This is a genomic window from Pseudomonas iridis, from assembly GCF_017980685.1.
Taxonomy (GTDB): Bacteria; Pseudomonadota; Gammaproteobacteria; order Pseudomonadales; family Pseudomonadaceae; genus Aquipseudomonas; species Aquipseudomonas iridis.
The window spans coordinates 13085-34068 of the sequence record NZ_JACXXO010000014.1 but is presented as its reverse complement, the minus strand read 5'-3'; the positions used below and the strand labels follow the sequence as shown (position 1 = coordinate 34068).

General features: G+C 62.0%; 17 protein-coding genes and 1 pseudogene. 2 read left to right on the top strand and 16 right to left on the bottom strand.

All coding sequences use genetic code 11. From position 1 onward, the window contains the following. Positions 1 to 194 precede the first annotated feature (194 nt). From IEQ42_RS20435 to IEQ42_RS27375, 13 genes are all read right to left on the bottom strand, one after another. Positions 195 to 2828, bottom strand: coding sequence for an excinuclease ABC subunit UvrA (locus IEQ42_RS20435; RefSeq protein WP_210704932.1), 2634 nt, complete (start codon positions 2826 to 2828; stop codon positions 195 to 197). Positions 2829 to 2857: 29 nt separating this feature from the next. Next, complete coding sequence (locus IEQ42_RS20430) at positions 2858 to 4969, bottom strand: hybrid sensor histidine kinase/response regulator (RefSeq protein ID WP_210704931.1); 2112 nt, start codon at positions 4967 to 4969, stop codon at positions 2858 to 2860. Between the two features lie 134 nt (positions 4970 to 5103). Then, on the bottom strand, positions 5104 to 5793 hold the full coding sequence (locus IEQ42_RS20425; protein ID WP_210623394.1) for a GntR family transcriptional regulator: 690 nt from the start codon (positions 5791 to 5793) through the stop codon (positions 5104 to 5106). Positions 5794 to 6014: 221 nt separating this feature from the next. Continuing rightward, complete coding sequence (locus tag IEQ42_RS20420) at positions 6015 to 6674, bottom strand: DUF799 domain-containing protein (protein WP_042559434.1); 660 nt, start codon at positions 6672 to 6674, stop codon at positions 6015 to 6017. Continuing rightward, positions 6671 to 7039: a DUF4810 domain-containing protein gene (locus tag IEQ42_RS20415; RefSeq protein ID WP_047301565.1), complete on the bottom strand. Its 369-nt coding sequence runs from the start codon at positions 7037 to 7039 to the stop codon at positions 6671 to 6673. Before IEQ42_RS20415 ends, IEQ42_RS20420 begins: the two co-directional genes overlap by 4 nt. 29 nt (positions 7040 to 7068) lie before the next feature. Continuing rightward, complete coding sequence (locus tag IEQ42_RS20410; protein ID WP_210705026.1) at positions 7069 to 7755, bottom strand: CsgG/HfaB family protein; 687 nt, start codon at positions 7753 to 7755, stop codon at positions 7069 to 7071. 197 nt (positions 7756 to 7952) lie between these two features. Beyond that, positions 7953 to 11030, bottom strand: coding sequence for an error-prone DNA polymerase (locus IEQ42_RS20405; RefSeq protein WP_210704930.1), 3078 nt, complete (start codon positions 11028 to 11030; stop codon positions 7953 to 7955). After that, positions 11027 to 12442: a Y-family DNA polymerase gene (locus tag IEQ42_RS20400; RefSeq protein WP_210704929.1), complete on the bottom strand. Its 1416-nt coding sequence runs from the start codon at positions 12440 to 12442 to the stop codon at positions 11027 to 11029. Before IEQ42_RS20400 ends, IEQ42_RS20405 begins: the two co-directional genes overlap by 4 nt. A 7-nt stretch (positions 12443 to 12449) precedes the next feature. Next, on the bottom strand, positions 12450 to 13067 hold the full coding sequence (gene imuA, locus IEQ42_RS20395; protein ID WP_210704928.1) for a translesion DNA synthesis-associated protein ImuA: 618 nt from the start codon (positions 13065 to 13067) through the stop codon (positions 12450 to 12452). After that, positions 13067 to 13684 (bottom strand): transcriptional repressor LexA, encoded by a 618-nt coding sequence (gene lexA / locus IEQ42_RS20390; RefSeq protein ID WP_047301573.1) that lies wholly within the window; start codon positions 13682 to 13684, stop codon positions 13067 to 13069. Before lexA ends, imuA begins: the two co-directional genes overlap by 1 nt. A gap of 80 nt (positions 13685 to 13764) precedes the next feature. Continuing rightward, positions 13765 to 14733: a Gfo/Idh/MocA family protein gene (locus tag IEQ42_RS20385; protein ID WP_210704926.1), complete on the bottom strand. Its 969-nt coding sequence runs from the start codon at positions 14731 to 14733 to the stop codon at positions 13765 to 13767. 19 nt (positions 14734 to 14752) lie between these two features. Continuing rightward, a complete protein-coding gene (locus IEQ42_RS20380; RefSeq protein ID WP_210704924.1) occupies positions 14753 to 15640 on the bottom strand; it encodes a Dyp-type peroxidase in 888 nt (295 codons plus the stop codon). Then, positions 15637 to 16146, bottom strand: coding sequence for a hypothetical protein (locus tag IEQ42_RS27375; RefSeq protein WP_228732013.1), 510 nt, complete (start codon positions 16144 to 16146; stop codon positions 15637 to 15639). Before IEQ42_RS27375 ends, IEQ42_RS20380 begins: the two co-directional genes overlap by 4 nt. 120 nt (positions 16147 to 16266) lie before the next feature. Between IEQ42_RS27375 and gspH the strand changes: the two genes are divergently transcribed. Both gspH and IEQ42_RS20365 read left to right on the top strand, forming a co-directional pair. After that, entirely contained in the window at positions 16267 to 16719 is a 453-nt protein-coding gene (gspH, locus tag IEQ42_RS20370; protein WP_115147046.1) for a type II secretion system minor pseudopilin GspH, read from the top strand. Continuing rightward, positions 16716 to 17324, top strand: coding sequence for a prepilin-type N-terminal cleavage/methylation domain-containing protein (locus tag IEQ42_RS20365; protein WP_210704922.1), 609 nt, complete (start codon positions 16716 to 16718; stop codon positions 17322 to 17324). The genes gspH and IEQ42_RS20365 overlap by 4 nt, the downstream gene beginning before the upstream one ends. Before the next feature lie 1395 nt (positions 17325 to 18719). On the opposite strand, the gene IEQ42_RS20360 is transcribed toward IEQ42_RS20365, so the two are convergent. The 3 genes and pseudogenes from IEQ42_RS20360 to IEQ42_RS20350 all read right to left on the bottom strand — a co-directional run bounded on the left by IEQ42_RS20360 (position 18720) and on the right by IEQ42_RS20350 (position 20902). Then, positions 18720 to 19658, bottom strand: a complete 939-nt coding sequence (locus tag IEQ42_RS20360; RefSeq protein ID WP_210704920.1) for a FecR family protein — start codon at positions 19656 to 19658, stop codon at positions 18720 to 18722. Between the two features lie 31 nt (positions 19659 to 19689). Continuing rightward, positions 19690 to 20240 (bottom strand): annotated as a pseudogene (locus IEQ42_RS20355) (RNA polymerase sigma factor). Next, complete coding sequence (locus IEQ42_RS20350) at positions 20237 to 20902, bottom strand: STN domain-containing protein (RefSeq protein ID WP_232392875.1); 666 nt, start codon at positions 20900 to 20902, stop codon at positions 20237 to 20239. Before IEQ42_RS20350 ends, IEQ42_RS20355 begins: the two are co-directional and overlap by 4 nt. Positions 20903 to 20984 lie beyond the last annotated feature (82 nt).

Sequence of the window (20984 nt, the reverse complement as noted above, 5' to 3'; positions counted from 1 at the left end):
GCACGACCCAAAACCTGTGGGAGCTGGCTTGCCAGCGATCAGGCCCGCTCGCTCAACATCAATGCTGCCTGTTCCACCGCTATCGCTGGCAGGCCAGCTCCCGCAATGGAGTGAAGGGAACTCAAAACCCGAGTACAACCCAATAACCTGTGGGAGCTGGCTTGCCAGCGATCAGACCATCGGGATCGACGCCATTATCGGCTCAAGGCGCGGGCGAGGAATGGCGCGGTCCGGCTTTTTTTGCTGGCAGCCACTTTCTGCGGCGTGCCCGCCACGACAATTTTGCCGCCCTCATCTCCCGCCCCCGGGCCGATGTCGATCACCCAGTCGCTCTGCGCAACCACGCGCATTTCATGTTCGACCACGATGACCGTGTGCCCGGCTGTCACTAGCGAATCCAGTTGTTCCAACAGTCGGTCGACATCCCGCGGATGCAGGCCGGTGGTCGGTTCATCCAGCACATACAACGTCGCGCCGCGCTGATTGCGCTGCAACTCGGTGGCCAGTTTGATCCGCTGCGCCTCACCGCCCGACAGCTCCGTGGCCGGTTGACCAAGTCGCAAATAACCAAGGCCGATATCGCGCAACACCTCCAGCGAACGGCGAATCCCCGGCTGCCCGACGAAAACCTCCACCGCCTCATCGACCGTCAATTGCAGCACCTGCGCGATGCTCAGCCCCTCCCACAAAACCGCCAGCGTCTGCTGGTTGTACCGCGCGCCATGACACGTCGGGCACGGCGCATACACGCTGGGCATGAACAGCAACTCGACACTGACAAACCCCTCACCCTCGCACGTCGCGCAACGACCCTTGGCAACATTGAAGGAAAACTGCCCGGCGTCATAGCCCGCCGCCCGCGCCTGGGGAGTGGCGGCGAACAGCTTGCGTACGTTGTCGAACAGCCCGGTGTAAGTCGCCAGATTGGAGCGCGGCGTACGACCGATGGGTTTCTGATCGACCTGCACCAGGCGCTTGATCGACTCCAGCCCGGCCGTGATCTGGCCGCTGCTGACTTGCGGCGCGTCGTCCTCAAGACTCAGCTCTTCAGCCTCAGCCTCAGCGCCCGGCCGTCCCAGTTGTGCACCGACCAGTTCCAGCAACGCCTGACTGACCAGACTCGACTTGCCGGAACCGGACACACCGGTCACCGAAGTGAAGCAGCCCAAGGGAAACTCGGCACTGAGGTTGTTGAGGTTATTGCGGGTGATGCCCTCCAGCTTCAGCCACGCCGTCGGCTTGCGTGCGGCACGCGTCTGGCGTGGCGTTTCGGCGAACAGATAAGCGCGGGTCTGTGATTGTTCGATGTCGGCCAGCCCCGCAGGTGGGCCGCTGTACAACACCTGACCGCCCTTCTCGCCCGCCGCCGGCCCGACGTCGATCAACCAGTCAGCGCGGCGCATGGTTTCCAGATCATGCTCAACCACAAACAGCGTGTTGCCATCAGCCTTCAAGCGCTGCAAGGCTTCGAACAACGCCTCTCCGTCGGCCGGGTGCAAACCGGCGGAGGGCTCGTCGAGCACGTAGATCACGCCGAACAACTGCGAACCCAATTGCGTCGCCAATCGCAGGCGCTGCAACTCACCGGACGACAAGGTCGGCGTGCTGCGTTCCAGAGCCAGATAGCCCAGCCCCAGTTCGGTCAACGTGGTGACCCGTTCCAGCAGATCCTCGGCAATGCGCTGCGCCGCCAGGCGCTTTTCCAGTGACAGGTTCGGTGTGTGGCGCACATCTGGCGCGCTGGCGTGACCACTGGCCCCCTTTGCGACGCGCTGTTGACGGGCTTCGCGGGTTTGCGCGTGACTGAGGGTTTCGCCGGTTTCCTCGGCGTGCTCCAGATAACTGGCAGCCGCCACCGGTTTTAGAACTTCGGCGACTTGCAGCAGCGGCATCTGTGACAACTCACCGATGTCGTAGCCGGCAAATGTCACTGCCAACGCCTCGCGCTTCAGCCGTTTGCCATCGCACAACGGGCAAGGACTGCCGAGCATGAACCGCGCCACGCGCTTTTTCATCAGCGCACTTTGCGAGTGGGTGAAGGTGTGCAGGATGTAGCGGCGGGCGCCGGTGAAGGTGCCTTGATAACTCGGCTCCATCTTGCGCTTGAGGGCGACTCGGGTCTCTTCCGGGGTCAGCCCGGCGTACACCGGCACGGTCGGGGTTTCTTCGGTGAAGAGAATCCAGTCGCGCTGCTTTTTCGGCAACTTTCGCCATGGGATGTCGACGTCGATGCCCATCGTCACGAGGATGTCGCGCAGGTTCTGCCCCTGCCATGCCAGCGGCCAGGACGCCACGGCGCGCTGGCGGATGGTCAGGTTCGGGTCCGGCACCATCAACGCTTCGGTGACTTCATAGACCCGCCCCAGACCATGACAATCCGGGCAGGCGCCCTGCGGCGTGTTCGGCGAAAAATCCTCGGCGTACAGCATCGCCTGCCCCGGCGGGTAACTGCCGGCGCGGGAATAGAGCATGCGGATCAGGCTCGATAACGTCGTGACACTGCCCACCGAGGAGCGCGTGCTCGGCGTGCCCCGCTGCTGTTGCAGGGCCACGGCGGGAGGCAGGCCTTCGATGGAATCGACATCCGGCACTCCGACCTGATCGATCAGCCGCCGCGCGTAGGGCGCGACCGATTCGAAGTAGCGGCGCTGGGCTTCGGCATACAAAGTGGAAAACGCCAGGGACGACTTGCCCGACCCGGACACGCCGGTGAACACCACCAATGCATCGCGGGGGATGTCGATGTCGACGTTCTTCAGGTTGTGCTCACGGGCGCCGCGCACGCGAACCATGCCGGCGGGTGCTTTGGAGGTGCGTTTCGAAGTCATCAGCCTGCCTTGGTGGGAAGTTTTCAAGCTCAGCCGCTTAGCACCGAACGAATCATCTGCAACAACGATTCCGGGCCATACGGCTTGCCGAGCAAATGGGTGTCGGGACTCAACTGGTGATTGCGCGAGATGATGTCGCGGGTATGGCCAGAGGTGAACAGCACCGCCACCGGAGGCTTCTGCACCTTGGCCCAGGCGAACAGGTCGGAACTCTTGATCAGCCCAGGCATGACCACGTCGGTGAAAATCAGATCCACTTCAACGCCTTCCAGCAGCATCTGCATCGCGGCGTCGCCGTTGCCGGCAATCAGGACCTGATAGCCCTCATCGCGCAGCAATTCCACTGCCGAGGCCCGCACCGCGTCGTTGTCCTCGACCACCAGGATGGTCTCGTTGCCGCCACCCAACACTTCATCAGCAGTGGAGGACTCTTCGCGAATCGGCCGCAAACTGCGCGGAAAGTACAGCTCGACCCGCGTACCTTCGCCCAGCTTGCTGTCGATCTCGACATGCCCGCCGCTCTGTTTGACGAAACCGAACACCATGCTCAAGCCGAGCCCGGTGCCCTGGCCATCGGCCTTGGTGGTGAAGAACGGTTCGAACACCTGCTCCAGTATCTGCGCGGGAATGCCGGCGCCGGTATCGCTGACCGTCACCCGCACGAACTCGCCGGGGACGATGCCTTTGCCGACGCAAAACGTGCTGTCCAGAAACGTATTGAAAGCGCTCAGCACAATCGTGCCCTCGCCTTTCATGGCATCGCGAGCGTTGATTGCCAGGTTGAGAATGGCGTTTTCCAGTTGATTGCGGTCGACGTTGATGTGCCACGGTGCTTGTGGCAATTGCACATCGATGTGAATGGTTTCGCCCAGCGCCCGTTGCAGCAACTCGCCGACGCCTTCGAAGATCTGCTGCGGATTGCACACGGCCGGCGACAGCGGTTGACGCCGGGCAAACGCGAGCAGTTGCGAAGACAGCTTGGCCCCGCGCTCGACCGCCGCCAGCGAAGCGCTGACGCGCCGCTGCACATTGGCGTTATCCGGCTCATGCCGAGCCAGCAGGTGCAGGTTGCCGGCAATTACCTGCAACAGGTTATTGAAGTCATGGGCCACGCCACCGGTAAGTCCGCCAATGGACTCGAGCTTTTGCGATTGGCGCAGTTGTTCTTCGGCAGTGAGCCGCGCTTCGACTTCATCGGCCACACGCTGTTCGAGGTTACGGGTGAACTTGAGCAGGGACTCTTCGGCGCTCTTGCGCTCATGAATGTCGATCAACACCCCGGGGAAACGCAGTGCTTCACCGCGTTCGTCGAATTCGCAACCGCCGCTGGCCAGCACCCAAAGGTAACTGCCATCGCTGCGCAGTACGCGGTATTCGACGTTATACGGCGCGCCGGTCTTTACGCAATGGTCGATACTTTCCTGAACCCAGGCACGGTCATCGGGGTGAATTCGCGAATGCGCAATATGTTGTGCCAGGTTGCTCAGATCATGTTCCGGCGGGTAAGAAAACGTCCGGGCAAAACGCTCGTCCGCCGACAACACATTGTTCTTCACATCCCAGACAAACGAGCCGAGCAAAGCCCCGGCGTTGAGCGCCAGACGCACACGTTCGTTGTCGGCGCGGAAGGCTTCTTCCGCGGCTTGACGCAATTGCTCGGAGCGCACGAGTTCGGTGGTTTCCACCACCATTGCCATCACCCCGGACGGGCGACCTTCGTCATTAGCCACGGGGCTGTAATAAAGATCCATCCAGACGTCTTCCGGAACCCCGTCGCGCAACAACACCAGCTCTTTGTTGCGAAACGACAAAGTGCCACCCGCCAGACAAGTGTCGACCACATGCCGATTGAACTCGGCAACTTCCGGCCAGCCCAACTCCACCGGCACGCCAAGCAAGTAAGGGTGGCGGCCACCGGCAAACTCCGAGTAGGCGTCGTTATAGATCATGTAACCGGCGCGGCCCCAGAGCATGACCATCGGCAACGGCGAGGCGAGCATCATCTGCACGGCACAGCACAGACTGGCGGGCCAACGATCGAGCGGGCCCAACTCGGTATGGCTCCAGTCGAACGCGCAGATGCGTGCGGCCATTTCGCCTTTCCAGCCTTCACAACCGTGGCTATCGGATAAAAACTGCATCGAGTGACTCGGTGTCCTGTGTGTTTGCCCGAATGATCGCGAAGCCAAATCGCCGCGATCGCACGTTTGTTTCGAGCATCGTCTGACTCATTGGTTTCATTAGAGGTATAGCCGATTTCAACGCCGGCTCAGGATTAAACGCCAATCAGGTGTTTGAGCGGATGGTAGCCAGTTTTCATTTTCGCGGCGACGTCGAGAATCGCCTTCTCGATGCCGTTGAGGTGCGTGCAGGTCAACTCGATGGCAGCACTCTGATTACCGGCCTCGATGTACTCGATCAGGCGCAGGTGTTCGTCGTCGCGGCAGACTTCATGGCTGTCGTCGTCCAGCGCAGCGGCATACAGCGAGGCACGGGAAATCAGCTTCTGGAACCAGTCGAGCAGCACCGGGTTGTTGAGACTGCGCGCGAGTTTGATGTGGAATTCACCAAGCAGGTAAATCAGCCGCTGATGGTCCCCGGCCGCGTGAGCCTCATCTTCCAGCAGCAGGTGTTCACGCAGCGCTTGCATCGCTGCGGTGTCCTTGCGACGGCACAACTCAGTGACGATGCCGATCTCGATCAAGCGCCGGGTTTCGAACAGCGAGCGAATCTCTTCATTGCTCGGCAAGGACACTGACGCACCTTTATTGGGCTCGGTCGTCACCAGTCCGTCGGCCTCCAATTGCTTGAGCGCGGCGCGAACCGACGTGCGGCTGACGTTAAACAATTCTGCCAGGGAAGCTTCGCCCAGCTTCATCCCCGGACGCAGCGATCGCTTGCTGATCGCCTCGTAAACCCCTTGGTAGACACGGTCGACCGTGGTTTCCGGTTTTTTCTCGGTCATTCGAAAGCTCCTTCAGTGCTGGCAACGCAGCAGTGGCGCATGAACTGTCGCGCAGAATATCGCCTTCGGCCTGAAGATGCAGAGTCTTGATTACGAGTCGATGAGGTGCCGAGCGCTTTTGGCCCCTGAAAGCAAAAGATCGCAGCCTTCGGCAGCGCCTACAGGGAAATGCATTCCAAATGTAGGAGCTGCCGAAGGCTGCGATCTTTTGATCTGTGTTTTTAGTCCGTGCCGTATTTTGGCGAGCGCGGACCGTACAACAGCCCTGCCGGATGCCCGGCCGACAGCAGGCGGTTACTCGCCACGCCGGCAATCGGGAAACCGGCATCGGTGGAACTGTTGATGATCTGCTTCACCGCCGCCGTGATCAGCATGCCGATCAGGCCGCCGCCACCGTTGTTACCGCCCTCTTCGCTCGAGGCACGGGCCGAGCCGGTCCACAGCGTCGTGCCGCTCTTCAGGTCAACCAGTTTCGCCGTTGCAGTGACTGCGGTTTCGCTGCTGATCACCATGTAACGCGTCCCGTATTCGGTCACGGTGATGTACAACGCCGCGTCGGCGCCGAAGATTTCCTGCAGCTTGTTCGCCGGCGCCTGGTGGATGTCATCTGGCGTGGTCAAACCGTTCTGGCGAAAGGTCTCGTCAACCAATGTGATCGGCAACACGTAGTAACCGGCCTCGGCCAATGGAAACGTTACCTGCGACAACAGACTGTACGAGGCCTTTACGTCCGGCGAGGTGTTCAGCGGCGGCAATACCAGAATGGTCTTGGGCCGTGCCTGCTTGTACGCCGAATAGTCCACGGTCTTGGGCTTGACGCAGCCACCGAGCACGCTCAGCGCCAGCACACCGACCAGCAGTTTCACTGCACGCGGGATCATTTGGCGTCTCCGGTCTTGGCGTTTTTAAGCAGAAAATCCATGTACGTGCCGGACTCGGGAAACAGCGTCTTTTCGGTGCGGAACTGCTGCACCATCTGATCATCCTTGCCCATGCTCAGATAGAGCAGGCCCAGGTGCGCGTGGTAACCCGGTGGTACGGCCTTACCGGTGGAGCGGATTTTTTGCAGGTCACGCTCAAGCGCTTCGGCTTGGGCTTCTTTCGGCTCTTCGCCCTTGAAGTATTCGTAGACCTGCGGTTCGTAGCCTTCCCACTGGTACAGGGTTTTCGGGCCGGCACAACCGGCCAGCAAGGTGCTGGCGGCCAGGGTCAAGGCCAGCAGCGACCGCGACAGAGTCAAATTCATGTGTTGTTGCTCCTTGCAATGGGCGTCGATCAGTTGCCCGGTTTCCAGGTACCGGCGTTCATGCCATCCACCAGACGATTGATCGCCTCGCGCATGGCCAGATCCAGGACTTTGCCGTTGAGGGTGGAGTCGTAGGCAGCGGTGCCGCCGAAGCCGATGATTTCGCGGTTGGACAAGGCGTACTCGCCTGCGCCCTGGGTCGAATACACCACTTCCGAGGTGCTGATGTTGACGATATTCAGGTTGACCTTGGCGTAAGCGACCTGGGTCTTGCCACGGCCGAGAATGCCGAACAACTGATGATCGCCCGTCTCTTTGCGGCCGAACTCGGTGACGTCACCGGTGACCACGTAATCGGCGCCTTTCAGACGCTGGGCCTGGCCCTTGATCGCCGCTTCCTGCTGGATTTCGCCCATGTTGTCGCGATCCAGCACGGAGAAACGGTTGGTCTGCTGCAAATGCGTGATCAGGATGGTCTTGGCCTGACCGCCGAGACGGTCAACGCCGTCGGAAAAGATCCCGCGCATGTAGCTGGAACGGTTGTCGAACTTGCCCACCGCCATCGGCACGCGAACGCCGGTCCAGACTTGAGAAGCACTTTCAACCTTGGCCACCGGCAACGCGCGGGAGCTTTCGGTGGCGCAACCGGCGAGCGAACTGGCCAGCGTGCCGAGTACCGCAATTGCAACGCCTGAGACCAACATCCGGGAGATCATTCTCACTGGGTATTCCTTCTTGAAAAACGGTGTGTCCCGGCACGGCAACGCGGTGGGGAGCGGAAAAGGGGCGGCATTATGACAAAGTGCCATCATTCGCGACAGATTTTTTTGACGTCAATTAATCGGCTCAAAATGACCGCGACTGACTCGTCCTCGCGCACCCGAATGATTGGTGGCGGCAGATATAAAGCGGATCAGTGAAAATCGCGGCTCTGCACGCGGATGCCGTTGAGCAGCGGGCTCAGATCACTCAGGCGTCCGGCGATCAGGTGGCGCACTTCGCCTTCGCGTTCCCAGCGCCCATCGACCCTGAGCAGTTGCGAGCCGACCAGCACCTGACGCTGACGCTCGGCGAGGTCGCGCCAGACCACCACGTTGACGTTGCCGAACTCGTCTTCGAGCGTGACAAACGTCACGCCGCTGGCAGTGCCCGGACGTTGCCGGCCCGTGACCAATCCGGCAATGCTGACCGGGCGTCCGTGCTCGATATCGAGCAACTCTTGCGAACTGCGGCAGCGCCGCGCCTTCAACTCATTGCGCAGCAGCGCCAGCGGATGCGGCCCCAGCGTGGTGCCGACCGTTGTGTAATCGGCGTGCAAGTCCTCGCCAACACTGGGTTTGGGCAGCACCACGCCAGGCTCTTCCTGACTCGACAAGCCGGCAAACAACCCAAGCTGTTTCTGCACCCCGGCCACTTCCCAGCGCGCCCGATGCCGATGTCCGGCCAGACCGCGTAACGCCCCGGAATCTGCCAGCAACGCCTGCGCCCGACTGTCGAGCCCGGCGCGCTCCCCCAGATCGGCGACATCGGCAAATGCTCCGCGTGCCCGCGCCGCCTCGATACGCCGGGCATCGTCCTCACGAAAACCCTTGATCATCCGCAGGCCCATGCGAATCGCCGGCTGCGCGCCGCTGATCGGTTCCAGGCTGCAATCCCAGTCACTGGCGCGCACATCCACCGCACGGATCTGCAACTGATGCCGGCGCGCGTCCTGCAGAATCTGGTCAGGACTGTAGAACCCCATCGGCCAGCTGTTGATCAGCGCACAGGCGAACGCCGCGGGTTCATGGCACTTGAGCCAGCAACTGGCATACGTCAGCAGAGCGAAGCTGGCGGCGTGGGATTCGGGAAAACCGTAACTGCCGAAGCCTTTGATCTGCTCGAAAATCTGCGTGGCGAACTCCGGTGTGTAGCCGTTTTTCTTCATGCCGGCAGCGAGTCGCTCCTTATGCGGCTCCAGCCCGCCGTGGCGTTTCCAGGCAGCCATGGAGCGGCGCAACTGATCGGCCTCGCCGGGACTGTAGTCGGCGGCGACGATGGCGATCTGCATCACCTGTTCCTGAAACAGCGGCACGCCGAGGGTGCGTTTAAGCACCACTTCCAGTTCCGGCGAAGGATAGGTTTCCGCCTCCTCCTTGTTTCTGCGGCGTAGATATGGATGGACCATACCGCCCTGAATCGGCCCCGGCCGGACGATGGCCACCTCGATCACCAGATCGTAAAACTCCGCCGGTTTCAGGCGCGGCAGCATCGACATCTGCGCGCGAGACTCGATCTGGAACACGCCGATGGTGTCGGCACGACTGATCATCTCGTAGGTCGGTTTGTCTTCGGCAGGAATCGTCGCCAATGTCAGGTCTTGATGGCGATGACGGCGCAGCAGGTCGAAACAGCGGCGGATCGCACTGAGCATGCCCAGCGCAAGAATATCCACCTTGAGCAGCCCGACCGCGTCGAGGTCGTCCTTGTCCCACTGGATGATCGTGCGATCAGCCATCGCCGCATTCTCCACCGGCACCAGACTGTCGAGCGGCTGTTCGGAAATCACGAAACCGCCGGGATGTTGCGACAGGTGCCGGGGAAAACCGATCAGTTGCCCGGTCAGGCTCAGCACCCGGCGCAGCACCGGACTGTCCGGGTCGAAGCCGCCTTCGAGCAAACGCGCGAGCGGCGGCGTTTCATCGCTCCAATGGCCGCAGCAATCGGCCAGCGCGTTGATTTGATCGGGCGGCAGGCCCAGGGCCTTGGCCACATCGCGCACCGCGCCGGCCGCGTGATAAGTGCTGACCACCGCCGTCAACGCCGCACGGTTGCGACCATAACGACGAAACACGTACTGCAGGACTTCTTCGCGACGTTCGTGTTCGAAATCGACGTCGATGTCCGGCGGCTCGTTGCGCTCTTTCGACATGAAGCGTTCGAACAACAGCGTGGTGCGATCCGGATCGATCTCGGTAATGCCCAAGGCAAAACACACCGCCGAGTTGGCCGCCGAACCGCGGCCCTGACAGAGGATGTGCTGTTCGCGGGCGAAGTTCACCACATCATGCACCGTGAGGAAGTAGCTTTCGTAACCGAGTTCGGCGATCAGCTTTAATTCCTTGTTGATCTGCCGCAGCACCTTGAAGGGCGCGCCTTGTTTCCAGCGCCAGGCGATGCCCGCTTTAGTAAGGTGCCGTAACCAGGAACTGCCGGTGTGCCCTTCAGGCACCAGCTCTTTGGGATATTGATAACGCAACTGACTCAGATCGAAGGTACAACGTCGAGCCAGCGCGACGGACTCATCCAGCAACGCCGACGGATACAGTTCCCGCTGCACCTCGACGCTGCGCAGATGCCGTTCGCCATTGGGGTGCAGGCGCAATCCGGCTTCGGCCACTGGCACGTGGTGCCGAATCGCCGTCATGGTGTCCTGCAAGGCACGCCGGCCACGGGCGTGCATGTGCACATCGCCACTGGCCACCGCGGCAATCCCCAACTCAGCGGCCAGGCTCAACAACGCCGCCAACCGCCGCTGATCGTCCTGCCCGCGATGCAATTGCACCGCCAGCCACAGCCGTTCGCCGAAGGTTTGTCGGAGCCAACGGCCCTCCTCGACGTCATCGACACTGTCCGGCACCCAAAGCGTCAGCAACCCCGGCAACGGCTCGCTGAAGTCCTCGCGCAGCACCTGATACTGACCTTTTTGCGTGCGCCGCCGGGCGCGGGTGATCAAGCCGCACAGTGCCTGATAGCCGGCAAGGTTCTCCACCAACAGCACCAGTTTCGGGCCGTTTTCGATGCGAATTTCGCTGCCGATAATCAACGGCAGTTCAACGGATTTCGCCGCTTGCCAGGCACGCACGATCCCGGCCAGCGTGCATTCATCGGTGATCGCCAGCGCCTGATAGCCGTGCTTTTTCGCCCGCTGGAACAGCTCCAGCGCACTGGAAGCACCGCGCTGGAAACTGAAGTTCGACAGGCAGTGCAGTTCGGCGTAGCCATCGTTCATGCGAACCAGCCCTGCAGCCACAACGGACCGCCCTCGCCCACCGCCCGATAGGCCCAGCCCTGCTGCCCGGCGCGGTTCTGGATCAGGTAGTAATCGCGGCGCACATCGTCACCGTCCCACCAGCCGGATTCGATGCGCTCAGGCCCCATGAGGATCCGTGCCGCACCCTCCGGTACGCTTTGCGGTTCGCCCAGCAACCAGCCCGGACGCTGAACACTCGGCAAACCGGCGCAGCGCTGTTTGTCGACGGCGTTTTGCCAAGCGCACTCCGGACGATGGTCGGCCTGAAAACGCAGGCCTTGCACCGCGTCGTCGCCCAGCCTTGCGCGCAGGCGTTCGCGCAATTGCTCCCAAGGCAAGGTCTGCTGCGGACGGTCGTCGAACAATTCCTGAAACTGCGGCACGAAACTCGGCAGATCTTCGGCGCGCAGCCGGAAGCCGCGCACCGGGGCCTCGACCTGCACTTGCTCCAGTCGGCCACGGGCCAGTTCGAAGAGCATCGCCGGGTCGCGCTCGGCGCTGAGCAGGCCGACCTTGATCAGCGTATCCGGCAACCCGGCATGTTCCAGATGCAGATCGAAACGCTGCACGCCGCTGTCGCGTCCACACAGGAACGCCGATAGATCGCCGGTCAGGCGCCGCAGTGGAAACAGCAGCGCCTGATGGGATTGCACGTCGAAATTGAGTTCGATGCGCACATCGAAACGATCCGGCGGCAGATAAAACGCCAGCGCCAGCGGACGTGCGCCAAACAGGGTGTCGAGATGCTTGAGCATCTGCGCCTCGAAGCGCCGTGCCAAGGCCTGACGCGGCAGGCTCTGCACCTGACTGAGACTGCGCAGCCCCATGCGCGACAATGCCGTGGCCACGTGTGGCTCCAGGCCGACGCGGTCGATGGGCAATTGCCCCAGGTGATGCTGCAAGGCTTCACCGTCCGGCACCACCAAACCGTCATAAGCATTGGCCAGCACTCGCGCCGCCACCGGGTTGGGCGCGGCGACGATGCGATGACGAAAACCCAGCTCGGTCAGCTCTTTGCGCAGCCGCACTTCGAACTGCGCCCAGGAACCGAACAGGCCCAGGCTCGATTCGATCTCGAACACCACGGTACGCGGGTAATGCACGCTGACCTGTGAGCTGAAACGATAGGCCCATGCGGCGAGAAACTGCTGCCAATGCTCGACCTCGGCGACGTCGTAATCGGCGGTGGCAAAGCCTTTGCTCAAGGCTTGCGCAGCGGTCATGGACTGGCCGGGGCGCAAGCCAAGTTTGCGCCCCGCGCCATTCACGGCTTGCAGCACCCGGCGCTGGGCCGGACCGCTGAGCAGCACCAGCGGCTCTTCGGGGTCGGGGCGCTGACGCAGCACGGCGTCGAGGGCCAATTGCGGGAACAGAATACACACCCAGCGCATGACGACCTCAGTGACCTGTGGCAAAGGCAATGGGCGTCGCGCGAGCCAGGCCGCCACGGCATTTGAGCACGCGCAACTGGGCAGGTTTGGCATCAATGGCAATGCGCAACGCCGCCGGTGACGGGTTGATCGCCTCGCTCAGCGAGCGCCAGGCAAAGGCCAGGGTCTGGCCGGTTTCCGCCGCCACCTGCAAACGCCTTAACGCGCGGTCATCCGCCTTGTACGGCCAGCACAGCACCGCGCCGCAACTGCCGGAGCGCAGGCATTGTTCCGCCGCCCACAAGGCATCGCGCTCACTGGCCTGGATCACCGACAACTGTCGCAGATCGACCCCGGCGTTTTCCCACGCTTGCGGGTAGGGCACGAACGGCGGCGCCACCAGCACGATGCGCTCGCCCGCCGCCGACAGCCGCGCCAGCGTCGGCCAGACCAGTTGCAGTTCGCCGACCCCGGGGCCGGCCAGGAGGATTTCGCTCAGCGCCGCTTCCGGCCAGCCGCCACTGGGCAACGCTGCGTCCAGTGCGGCATGCCCGGTCGGTTGCGGGCTCGCGGCCGGTGGCGCAGGCCGACCCTTCCAGACCTGGCCGCCATTGAACAGCGTATCCAACGCAACGACGGCGCCCATCAGCCTTGCCTCACCAGGCCACAGAACACTCCCTCAATAGCCAGATCCTGATCATCACGCACCACAATCGGCTGGTAGGCCGGGTTGCGCGGCAGCAGGCGAACCTCATCGCCCGTGCGCTCAAAGCGTTTGATGGTGACTTCACCGTCGAGCCGCGCCACGACGATCTGGCCGTTGAGCGCCTCGGGATTGCGCCGCACGCCGACCAGATCGCCGTCGAGAATGCCGTCCTCGATCATCGAATCGCCCTGCACCCGCAGCATGTAGTCGGGTGTACGGGAGAACAGCGCCGGGTCGAGCAGCAAACGGCTATGGAGATCGGCATCGGCGCCAATCGGCGCACCGGCGGCCACCCGGCCGAGCACGGGAATATCGAGCAACTCCGGTCGCGCCGGTTGCCCGAGCAAGCGAATGCCCCGCGCCTGATGCGGGTTGACCTCGATAAACCCGGCTTCGGTGAGCGCCAGCACATGCTTGCGCGCCACGCTGCGCGAGGCAAAACCAAAAGCCTCGCTGATTTCAGCGAGGCTTGGGGGCTGACCGTGTTCGGCGATGCGTTCGCGGATAAAAGTCAGAATGGCGGTACGGCGGGGAGTCAGGTTTGTCATGGAGTACATTTGTACTCCTGTGGGATTTTCCTGACAAGCACCGCCAGTCGGCCTAAGCCGACCTGGAGGAATTGGGTGACGTCCGAGATTCAGTGACGCTTGAGGATCTGGTCCATGACCCAATCGGTCTTCAGCGCTTGTTCGGCCATCGCCGGATGCTCCGATTCACCACGAATATGCGCATTCATGCCCAGCACGTGATGCCACTGAATGTGTTCGTGATGGGCAATGTCCAGGCTGATCTGCTCATCGGCATGCAGCTCGACCGGATGCTCATCAAACACTGCAAAGCTGATCCGACCGAGGCTGCCGATGATCTCGACCCGATCCTCGCGCCGATCGGCAACAAAACTCCAGCAGCCCATGCCCAGCGCCCCAGAGGCAAAGCGCCAACTGGCGCTGACCGCATCTTCCGCCGCGTACAACCCGGCCTGCCGCGCGGTGAAACCGGCGACCTCGACGATGTCGCCGAGCAAATACTGGAACAGGTCGAAACCGTGGCTGGCCAGATCTGCGAAGTAACCGCCGCCCGCTACCGCCGGGTCGGTGCGCCAGTTGTCGCGGCCATCCAGATCGGCCGGCGACGGTGCCTTGGTCAGCGTCCAGCTCAGGTGCCGCACTTCGCCGATCCGTCCCTGTTCCAGCCATTGCCGAACCTGCGCAAAGCGCGGCAACGAACGGCGATAGTAGGAAACGAACAAGTGCAAACCGGCGTCGGCAAACGCCTGCTGCATCTCGCGGCTTTGGCCGGCGTTGAGTGACATGGGTTTTTCCACGCAGCAATGTTTGCCGGCGGCGGCGACTTTCAGACTGTAATCGCGGTGGCTGTCGGGCGGCGTGGCGATGTACACCGCGTCCACCTCGGGATCGTTGATGAGTGCATCGACGTCGGTGTAAACCCGAGCGATACCGTGGCGCGCGGCGTAATCACTGACGGCTTCAAGGCGTCGCCCCATCACCGCCACCAGTGCGGACCCTGGCGCCTTGTAAAAGGCTGGCCCGCTCTTGCGTTCCGCGACACTGCCGCAACCGATCATGCCCCAGCGCACCACGTTCATCTTTAGTCCTTTTGCAGAATCAGCCGATGCGCAAGGCGCGCAGATCAAGATGACCGTCCTTGAGCGGCGGGCACCAGTAATAGCCGCCGGTGATCGGCCGGCTGATGCGGTACAGGCCATCGGCGATGCCGTCTTCCAGACCGCTCATGCGCCGCAACTGGGCTTCGAAGGCATCCAGCGAGAAACCGAACGCGAGGAACATCAGCCCCGCGCGGTCACCTTCAATCCACGGCATCGAGCGACGCACGACGAACGCTTCAGGCGCAAAGCTTTCCTGCGCGGTGCGTTTGACGTGAGCGGAGACCGGCGCGTCGTCGATCTCTTCGTTATCGCTCAGGCGACGGCCCATGATGCTGTCTTTGTCGTCGGCGGACAGTTTGTGGAAACCCTTGAGGTCGTGCTGCCACTGCTGGATCGCGGCGAAGCTGCCACCGACCAGGCCTTCAGCGCCTTCGCTCTGCAACGCGGCAGCAATAGCGGCTTCGTCATGAGGGTTTTCGGTGCCGTCTTCGTAGCCGGTCAGGTCGTGACCGTCCTTGTGGAGGAAGGCTTCCTGCATCTCTACCAGGCGCAAGGCCGGAGCCAGCGCAGCTTCAATGGCGTTGCAGCGATTGAGCAGGTCGCCACGGTCGACGCCGTGCAACCAGACCCACAGCGCCTGTTGAGTCGACGGGTTGTTCACGCCCACGCCGCTCATGGCCGGGAAACTGCGCAGACCGGCGATTTCCACGTTGAGGGCCTTGGCCAGGGATTCACCAAAACCGACCACCGCAGACTTGCCGTCCACCAGGCTCAGCAGATTGTCGATCGCCTGCGGCAAGGCTTCAATCGAGGCCAGGGCGAAAAACAAATGACGTGCTTGCAATGGAACGGGGGTGGCGAGAATGCCCGGCTGGTAGTGACTCATGTGAACTCCTTGAAAAAGTGCGCGGAGTTTACCTGTGGCCGGAGGTTTTGTGGGGGTTCAGGTGACTGCAAAAGCCCCCTCACCCTAGCCCTCTCCCGGAGGGAGAGGGAACCGAATGGGGAATATTGACGGATTGCAGCGACCTGGCCCTCCTGCTTTGAATCCATAATCGACCAAAATCTTTCAGGTCGATGTAAAACGCAAGACACCTCGGTCTGCAAAAAACTCCTTGGCGGCCCATCATTCAAACTCAGTATCGCCACCGCCCCCCGACTCCCCGCCATCACCCCGCTCACCTTGATGTCCACTGGCGCCGTTTGATTGGAAAACCACTGCAACGCCGGGCTATCGCTGCGTGCCGCCAACAACTGGGGGGCTGCTGACGGGGTGTGTGATTCGGCGGAGGTCAGCAGCAGCGACGACCACGTCGCCACGCCGACCAGTGCCGCGAGCAGTGCGAGGGCCTGGACCATTTGGGGTGGGGAAACGCGTGCGGTGAAGGTCATGGGGTGAATCTCCTTTTTATCCCTGCTGCCAGCCTACGCGGCAATTCTCTCCGTTTTATTTCACACGCCTTACATGTTGGCCGTGCACGATGACTTCCGACGCAAAGGAGCGCGCAATCGATGAACGTGGTCAAGCAACAGGGTTTTACGCTGATCGAGTTGATGGTGGTGCTGGTGATCATCGGTATCGCCAGTGCGGCGATCAGCCTCAGCATCAAGCCCGATCCGTTGCAGTTGCTGCGCAAGGATGCCGAGCGTGTGGCGCAGTTGCTGCAGGTGGCGCAGGCCGAGGCCCGCGCCGATGGTCGGCCGATTGTGTGGGTGAGTGATGCCAAGGGGTTTCGGTTTAGTCGGCGCAGTGACAGTGGCAAGGGGTTTGATCATTTCGCGCAGGACCCGCAGTTGCGCCCACGGCAGTGGCAGAGCCCGAAACTGGAAGTGCGCGTGGAGCCCAGACAGAAAGTCGTGCTCAACGCCGAGTGGATCAATCCGCCGCTGCAACTGACTTTGTCCGATGGTTTCAATCGCCTCAGCGTGCTGCGCGACGGCGCCGGCCGGATCAGTGTGCAATGAGAAACCAACAAGGTTTTACCCTGATTGAGGTGATGGTCGCGATTCTGCTGATGGCGGTGGTGAGTTTGATTGCCTGGCGGGGGTTGGACAGTGTGACGCGGGCGGACAGTCATTTGCAGGCCAGCAGCGAGCAGAGCGACAGCCTGTTGCGGGCGCTGAATCAGTTGCAGCGGGATGTGGAGATGCGCGCGGGGATTGAGTTGACCGAGCCGAAGAAGGTTGGGGTGGATGATGAGCCGCCGAGCGCGCCCCCTGCCCTCACCGTGCGTAGCAGTGACAGCAAGGGGTTTCGGCTCGACATCATTCGTACGGCGGCTGATCAGCCGGGGGCTTTGCAGCGGGTTCGTTGGTGGCTCAAGGGCGGCACGTTGTATCGGGCGGTGGCTGAGGCGCGGAGTCGGTATCCGTTGCCGGCGCCTGGGAATGGGGTTGCGGTGTTGAACGACGTTAGCGATGCGCAGGTGCGGGTTTGGGAGATGGATAAGGGGTGGCGGCAGCTCAGCGGGAATCGGCGGGAAGATCCGGCGGGGTTGGAGATTCGGTTGACTCGGCAGACGCCGCAGGGGGTGGAGAAATATCGGCAGGTGATTGGGCCGTTGGACTGACACGCGCCTGCTATGCAGATTATCCCCGTTACCGCCGGAGATCTCTGGAGCTGCCGAAGGCTGCGATGTTTTGATTTTGTTTTTCAGAAGCAAGATCAAAAGATCGCAGCCTTCGGCAGCTCCTTGAGATCGGGTGCACCTGCCAAAGACTGGTGGCTGGCAGACCGTCTTCGCGAGCAGGCTCGCTCCCACAGTGGGGTTGGGTGAGGCCAGTTGGAGATTGGTTGGCTGACAGGTCGCCATCGTTGGCAAGCCAACTTACACAGGGATTAGGTACATGGGCGGGAGATGGGTTGGCCGTCGGGCCGTCTTCGCGAGCAGGCTCGCTCCCACAGTGGGATTGGGTGAGGTCAGTTGGAGGTTGGTTGGCTGTCAGGCCGCCATCGTTGGCAAGCCAACTCCCACAGGGATTGGGTGCATGTGCTGGAGATGGGTTGGCTGGCAGGCCGTCTTCGCCAGTTCAGGCTCGCTCCCACAGTGGGGTTGGGTGAGGTCAGTTGGAAATTGGTTGGCTTTCTGGTCGCCATCGTTGGCGGGCCTACTCCTACAGGGATTGGGTACATGGGCTGGAGATGGGTTGGCTGGCAGGCCGTCTTCGCGAGCAGGCTCGCTCCCACAGTGGGATTGGGTGAGGTCCGTTGGAGATTGGTTGGCTGACAGGTCGCCATCGTTGGCAAGCCAACTCCCACAGGGATTGGGTGCATGTGCGGGAGATGGGTTGGCTGGCAGGCCGTCTTCGCCAGTTCAGGCTCGCTCCCACAGTGGGATTGGGTGAGGTCAGTTGGAGATTTATTGGCTGTCAGGCCGCCATCGTTGGCAAGCCAACTCCCACAGGGATTGGGTTCATGGGCTGGAGATGGGTTGGCTGGCAGGCCGTCTTCGCGAGCAGGCTCGCTCCCACAGTGGGATTGGGTGAGGTCAGTTGGAGGTTGGTTGGCTTTCAGGCCGTCATCGTTGGCGGGCCTACTCCCACAGGGATTGGGTACATGTGCTGGAGATGGGTTGGCCGGCAGGCCGTCTTCGCGAGCAGGCTCGCTCCCACAGAAATCAAAGCAACACACCGACCCGCTTCTAACCACTTAACAGGATGAGCGCAAGCTCGGCTGCCGCTGTTGATCTTGATTCACGGGCGACGTCGGGAGGCTGAGTGGAGGGATTCATCCGAGGAGGACATCGAAAGGAGGTGCAGCGAAGCAAACCGGAATCGATGCCCCGGATGGACACCGTAGCGAAGGAACCCCGAGCTTTAGCGAGCGGGCCGGACGTTGGAGCAAGCCTTTTTGGTTACTTTTGGCTGGGCCGGCATTCCGGGCGTTTGTCAAAAGTGACCCGCCGTAAGGGCGGAACCCTGGGCCGCCGTTACCGCAGCAACGGATATGTACCCGATCAAACCCACTAGCTCAAAACAACGACTCCGCCCGGCAGCTCGGTGCATTTAACGCCATAGGCATCGCGAATCAGCAGTGCAACGCCCGCAAGTTGATCAAGACTGAACCGCGCCTGAACCCGGCGTTGGCCAAGCTCACGGTTGAGCAGCAGCAACATCCCCGGCCGATACCGATTAATCTCATCAATCATCTCGCTCAGCGTCGCACCGTTGAACACCAACACCTGCTGCCGCCAATTCATCACCGCCGCCGTATCAACGCTCTGCACACTGCCAACCCGCCGCGCGTCATAAGTCACTTGCTGCCCAGGTTCGAGGCGCAGGCTGCGGCCTTCTACGTCGACTTCCACCGCGCCATCAAGGCAGGTCACGCAAACTTGCTGATCAGTGTTGCGCAGGTTGAAACGCGCCTGACTGGCACGCAACCACCCTCCCCCAGCCTGCATCGCCAAGGGCAGGCGTGCGGTCTGCACCTCGACTTCACCACTAACCAGTTCAAAACCCTGCACGCCGTCAGACACTGCACGCTGATTGATCCGCGTCTGAGTGTTCAGCTCCAGGCTCACACCCTGCGCCGGTTCGAAGCGGCGCTGTTGGCCAACCTCAGTGATGTAATCGGCCCCCAGCCCGCCAAAGCCCCCGGGAATCGTTCCGCGTACCAGCAAAAACGCCGCCGACGCCGCAATCGCCCCACCCAGAAAGGCACGCCGGCCAAACCCACGCGGCGCCTGCAACCCTTCGGCCGCCGGTTGCAACAAATGCCACAGCGCTTTGGCGTCCTCAAAGGCGCGGGCATGCTCGGCGCTTTGTGCACACCATTCGCGCAGTGCACGGGCATCGGCCACGGTGGCGCGGCCGGAGGTCAGCAGGACCAGCCAGTCGCGGGCTTCACTGTGCAGATTGTCGGCCGCCGATGGCTCGGCAGGTTTCAGTCGAAAGATGTTCAAACGCGCAGTTTCTCAACGAATTGATCGGGCACTATTCAGAAGACGGTTTTCCGGCCCCGCGACCGAACCGCTGAAACACTTTTCTTTCCAGTTTCGCTGCGCAGAAGCCCAACGCGGCCTTGATTTCTTCTCGACCATGCGCGTGGAAATGCCGAAGCGCTGAGAGATTTCCAGGTGCGGCGCCTCTTCCAGACGCGCTGCGATGAAGATCTTCCGGCGCCGTGCCGGCAGTTCGTACAACGCACTGAGCAGCGACTGGATTTCCTTCTGCCCGCCCACCACCCGCGCAGGGTCCAGCGCTTCGTCGCCGATTTGCAGCAGCTCCTCGACTTCCTCGCCGGTGAGCAGCCGCGCATCGGCCTGACGCCGGTCTGCGGCGACGTTCAGGGCCATGCGATAGAGGTAGGCGTTCGGCCGCAGCAGGTTCGGCGGCGTCTCCATGCGGTCGACCCGCAGGTAGGTTTCGTGCAGCACGTCGTTGGCCAGATCCTCCGAACCGAGACGCCTGCGCAGGCGCACCCGAAAGTCCTCGTAGGACGTCAGGAACAGTTGGACCATCGAACCTTGTCCGGTGTCTTTCATCCCCCGGAAACTCCTTCCCATTTAGTGCATTCCATGCGTTTTCCTGACGACTCCGGTAACAACAGCAACGTGACCGGCTGACGCAAGGCACTGGGCGTCGGCCGGTCGATCCTGAGATTGCGAAAGCTTTCCACCAGCGCGGTATCGCGCCGTACATCTCCGGTCGAGGTGAGCAACCGGTTGTGTTGCACCACGCCGTCGCGCCCCACCCACACCTGCAACACCGCGCGGTAATTGCCCGGGCGGGTCAGCGGCGAACGACACAGGTTGCGCTCGATGGCGGCTTGCACTGCCGTGGCGTAACTGCGGTTGACCGCGATGCTGGCGGGGGTCGGGTTTTCCAGCGTCGCCGGCACATCCTCGACCTGCGCCACTTGTAAGGTGAATGCATCGTCACGGGCATAGCGCGCCATCAAGCCACTGCCACCGAGCAACCGGCGCAAAGCGTCCGCCGCGGTGTATTCGCCATCAACCGCCAAGGAACGTCTGCCGCGACTCAATTGGCTGTCGACCAGCACTGCAACTCCCGTGGCGCGGCTGTACTGATCCAGCGCCCCGGCCAGATCCTGCGCGGGAATATGCAGCGTCATGCGCAGGTCCGCCGGCACGGGCGCAGCTGTCGCATTGCCTGCCAGCAAGCCAAGCAGCAGCCCCAGCGTGATCTGGCGCACAAGTGTCGTTGAACGCTGAAGACCGTCCCTGGAACTGCCTCGCTGCACGGCCGACGTATCCCTGAAAATCGTC

What these genes read in the sequence shown, in the direction of transcription:
- IEQ42_RS20435 (WP_210704932.1), bottom strand. Translation starts at nt 2,828, where the DNA reads ATGACTTCGAAACGCACCTCCAAAGCACCCGCCGGCATGGTTCGCGTG.
- IEQ42_RS20430 (WP_210704931.1), bottom strand. Translation starts at nt 4,969, where the DNA reads ATGCAGTTTTTATCCGATAGCCACGGTTGTGAAGGCTGGAAAGGCGAA.
- IEQ42_RS20425 (WP_210623394.1), bottom strand. Translation starts at nt 5,793, where the DNA reads ATGACCGAGAAAAAACCGGAAACCACGGTCGACCGTGTCTACCAAGGG.
- IEQ42_RS20420 (WP_042559434.1), bottom strand. Translation starts at nt 6,674, where the DNA reads ATGATCCCGCGTGCAGTGAAACTGCTGGTCGGTGTGCTGGCGCTGAGC.
- IEQ42_RS20415 (WP_047301565.1), bottom strand. Translation starts at nt 7,039, where the DNA reads ATGAATTTGACTCTGTCGCGGTCGCTGCTGGCCTTGACCCTGGCCGCC.
- IEQ42_RS20410 (WP_210705026.1), bottom strand. Translation starts at nt 7,755, where the DNA reads ATGATCTCCCGGATGTTGGTCTCAGGCGTTGCAATTGCGGTACTCGGC.
- IEQ42_RS20405 (WP_210704930.1), bottom strand. Translation starts at nt 11,030, where the DNA reads ATGAACGATGGCTACGCCGAACTGCACTGCCTGTCGAACTTCAGTTTC.
- IEQ42_RS20400 (WP_210704929.1), bottom strand. Translation starts at nt 12,442, where the DNA reads ATGCGCTGGGTGTGTATTCTGTTCCCGCAATTGGCCCTCGACGCCGTG.
- imuA (WP_210704928.1), bottom strand. Translation starts at nt 13,067, where the DNA reads ATGGGCGCCGTCGTTGCGTTGGATACGCTGTTCAATGGCGGCCAGGTC.
- lexA (WP_047301573.1), bottom strand. Translation starts at nt 13,684, where the DNA reads ATGTACTCCATGACAAACCTGACTCCCCGCCGTACCGCCATTCTGACT.
- IEQ42_RS20385 (WP_210704926.1), bottom strand. Translation starts at nt 14,733, where the DNA reads ATGAACGTGGTGCGCTGGGGCATGATCGGTTGCGGCAGTGTCGCGGAA.
- IEQ42_RS20380 (WP_210704924.1), bottom strand. Translation starts at nt 15,640, where the DNA reads ATGAGTCACTACCAGCCGGGCATTCTCGCCACCCCCGTTCCATTGCAA.
- IEQ42_RS27375 (WP_228732013.1), bottom strand. Translation starts at nt 16,146, where the DNA reads ATGACCTTCACCGCACGCGTTTCCCCACCCCAAATGGTCCAGGCCCTC.
- gspH (WP_115147046.1), top strand. Translation starts at nt 16,267, where the DNA reads ATGAACGTGGTCAAGCAACAGGGTTTTACGCTGATCGAGTTGATGGTG.
- IEQ42_RS20365 (WP_210704922.1), top strand. Translation starts at nt 16,716, where the DNA reads ATGAGAAACCAACAAGGTTTTACCCTGATTGAGGTGATGGTCGCGATT.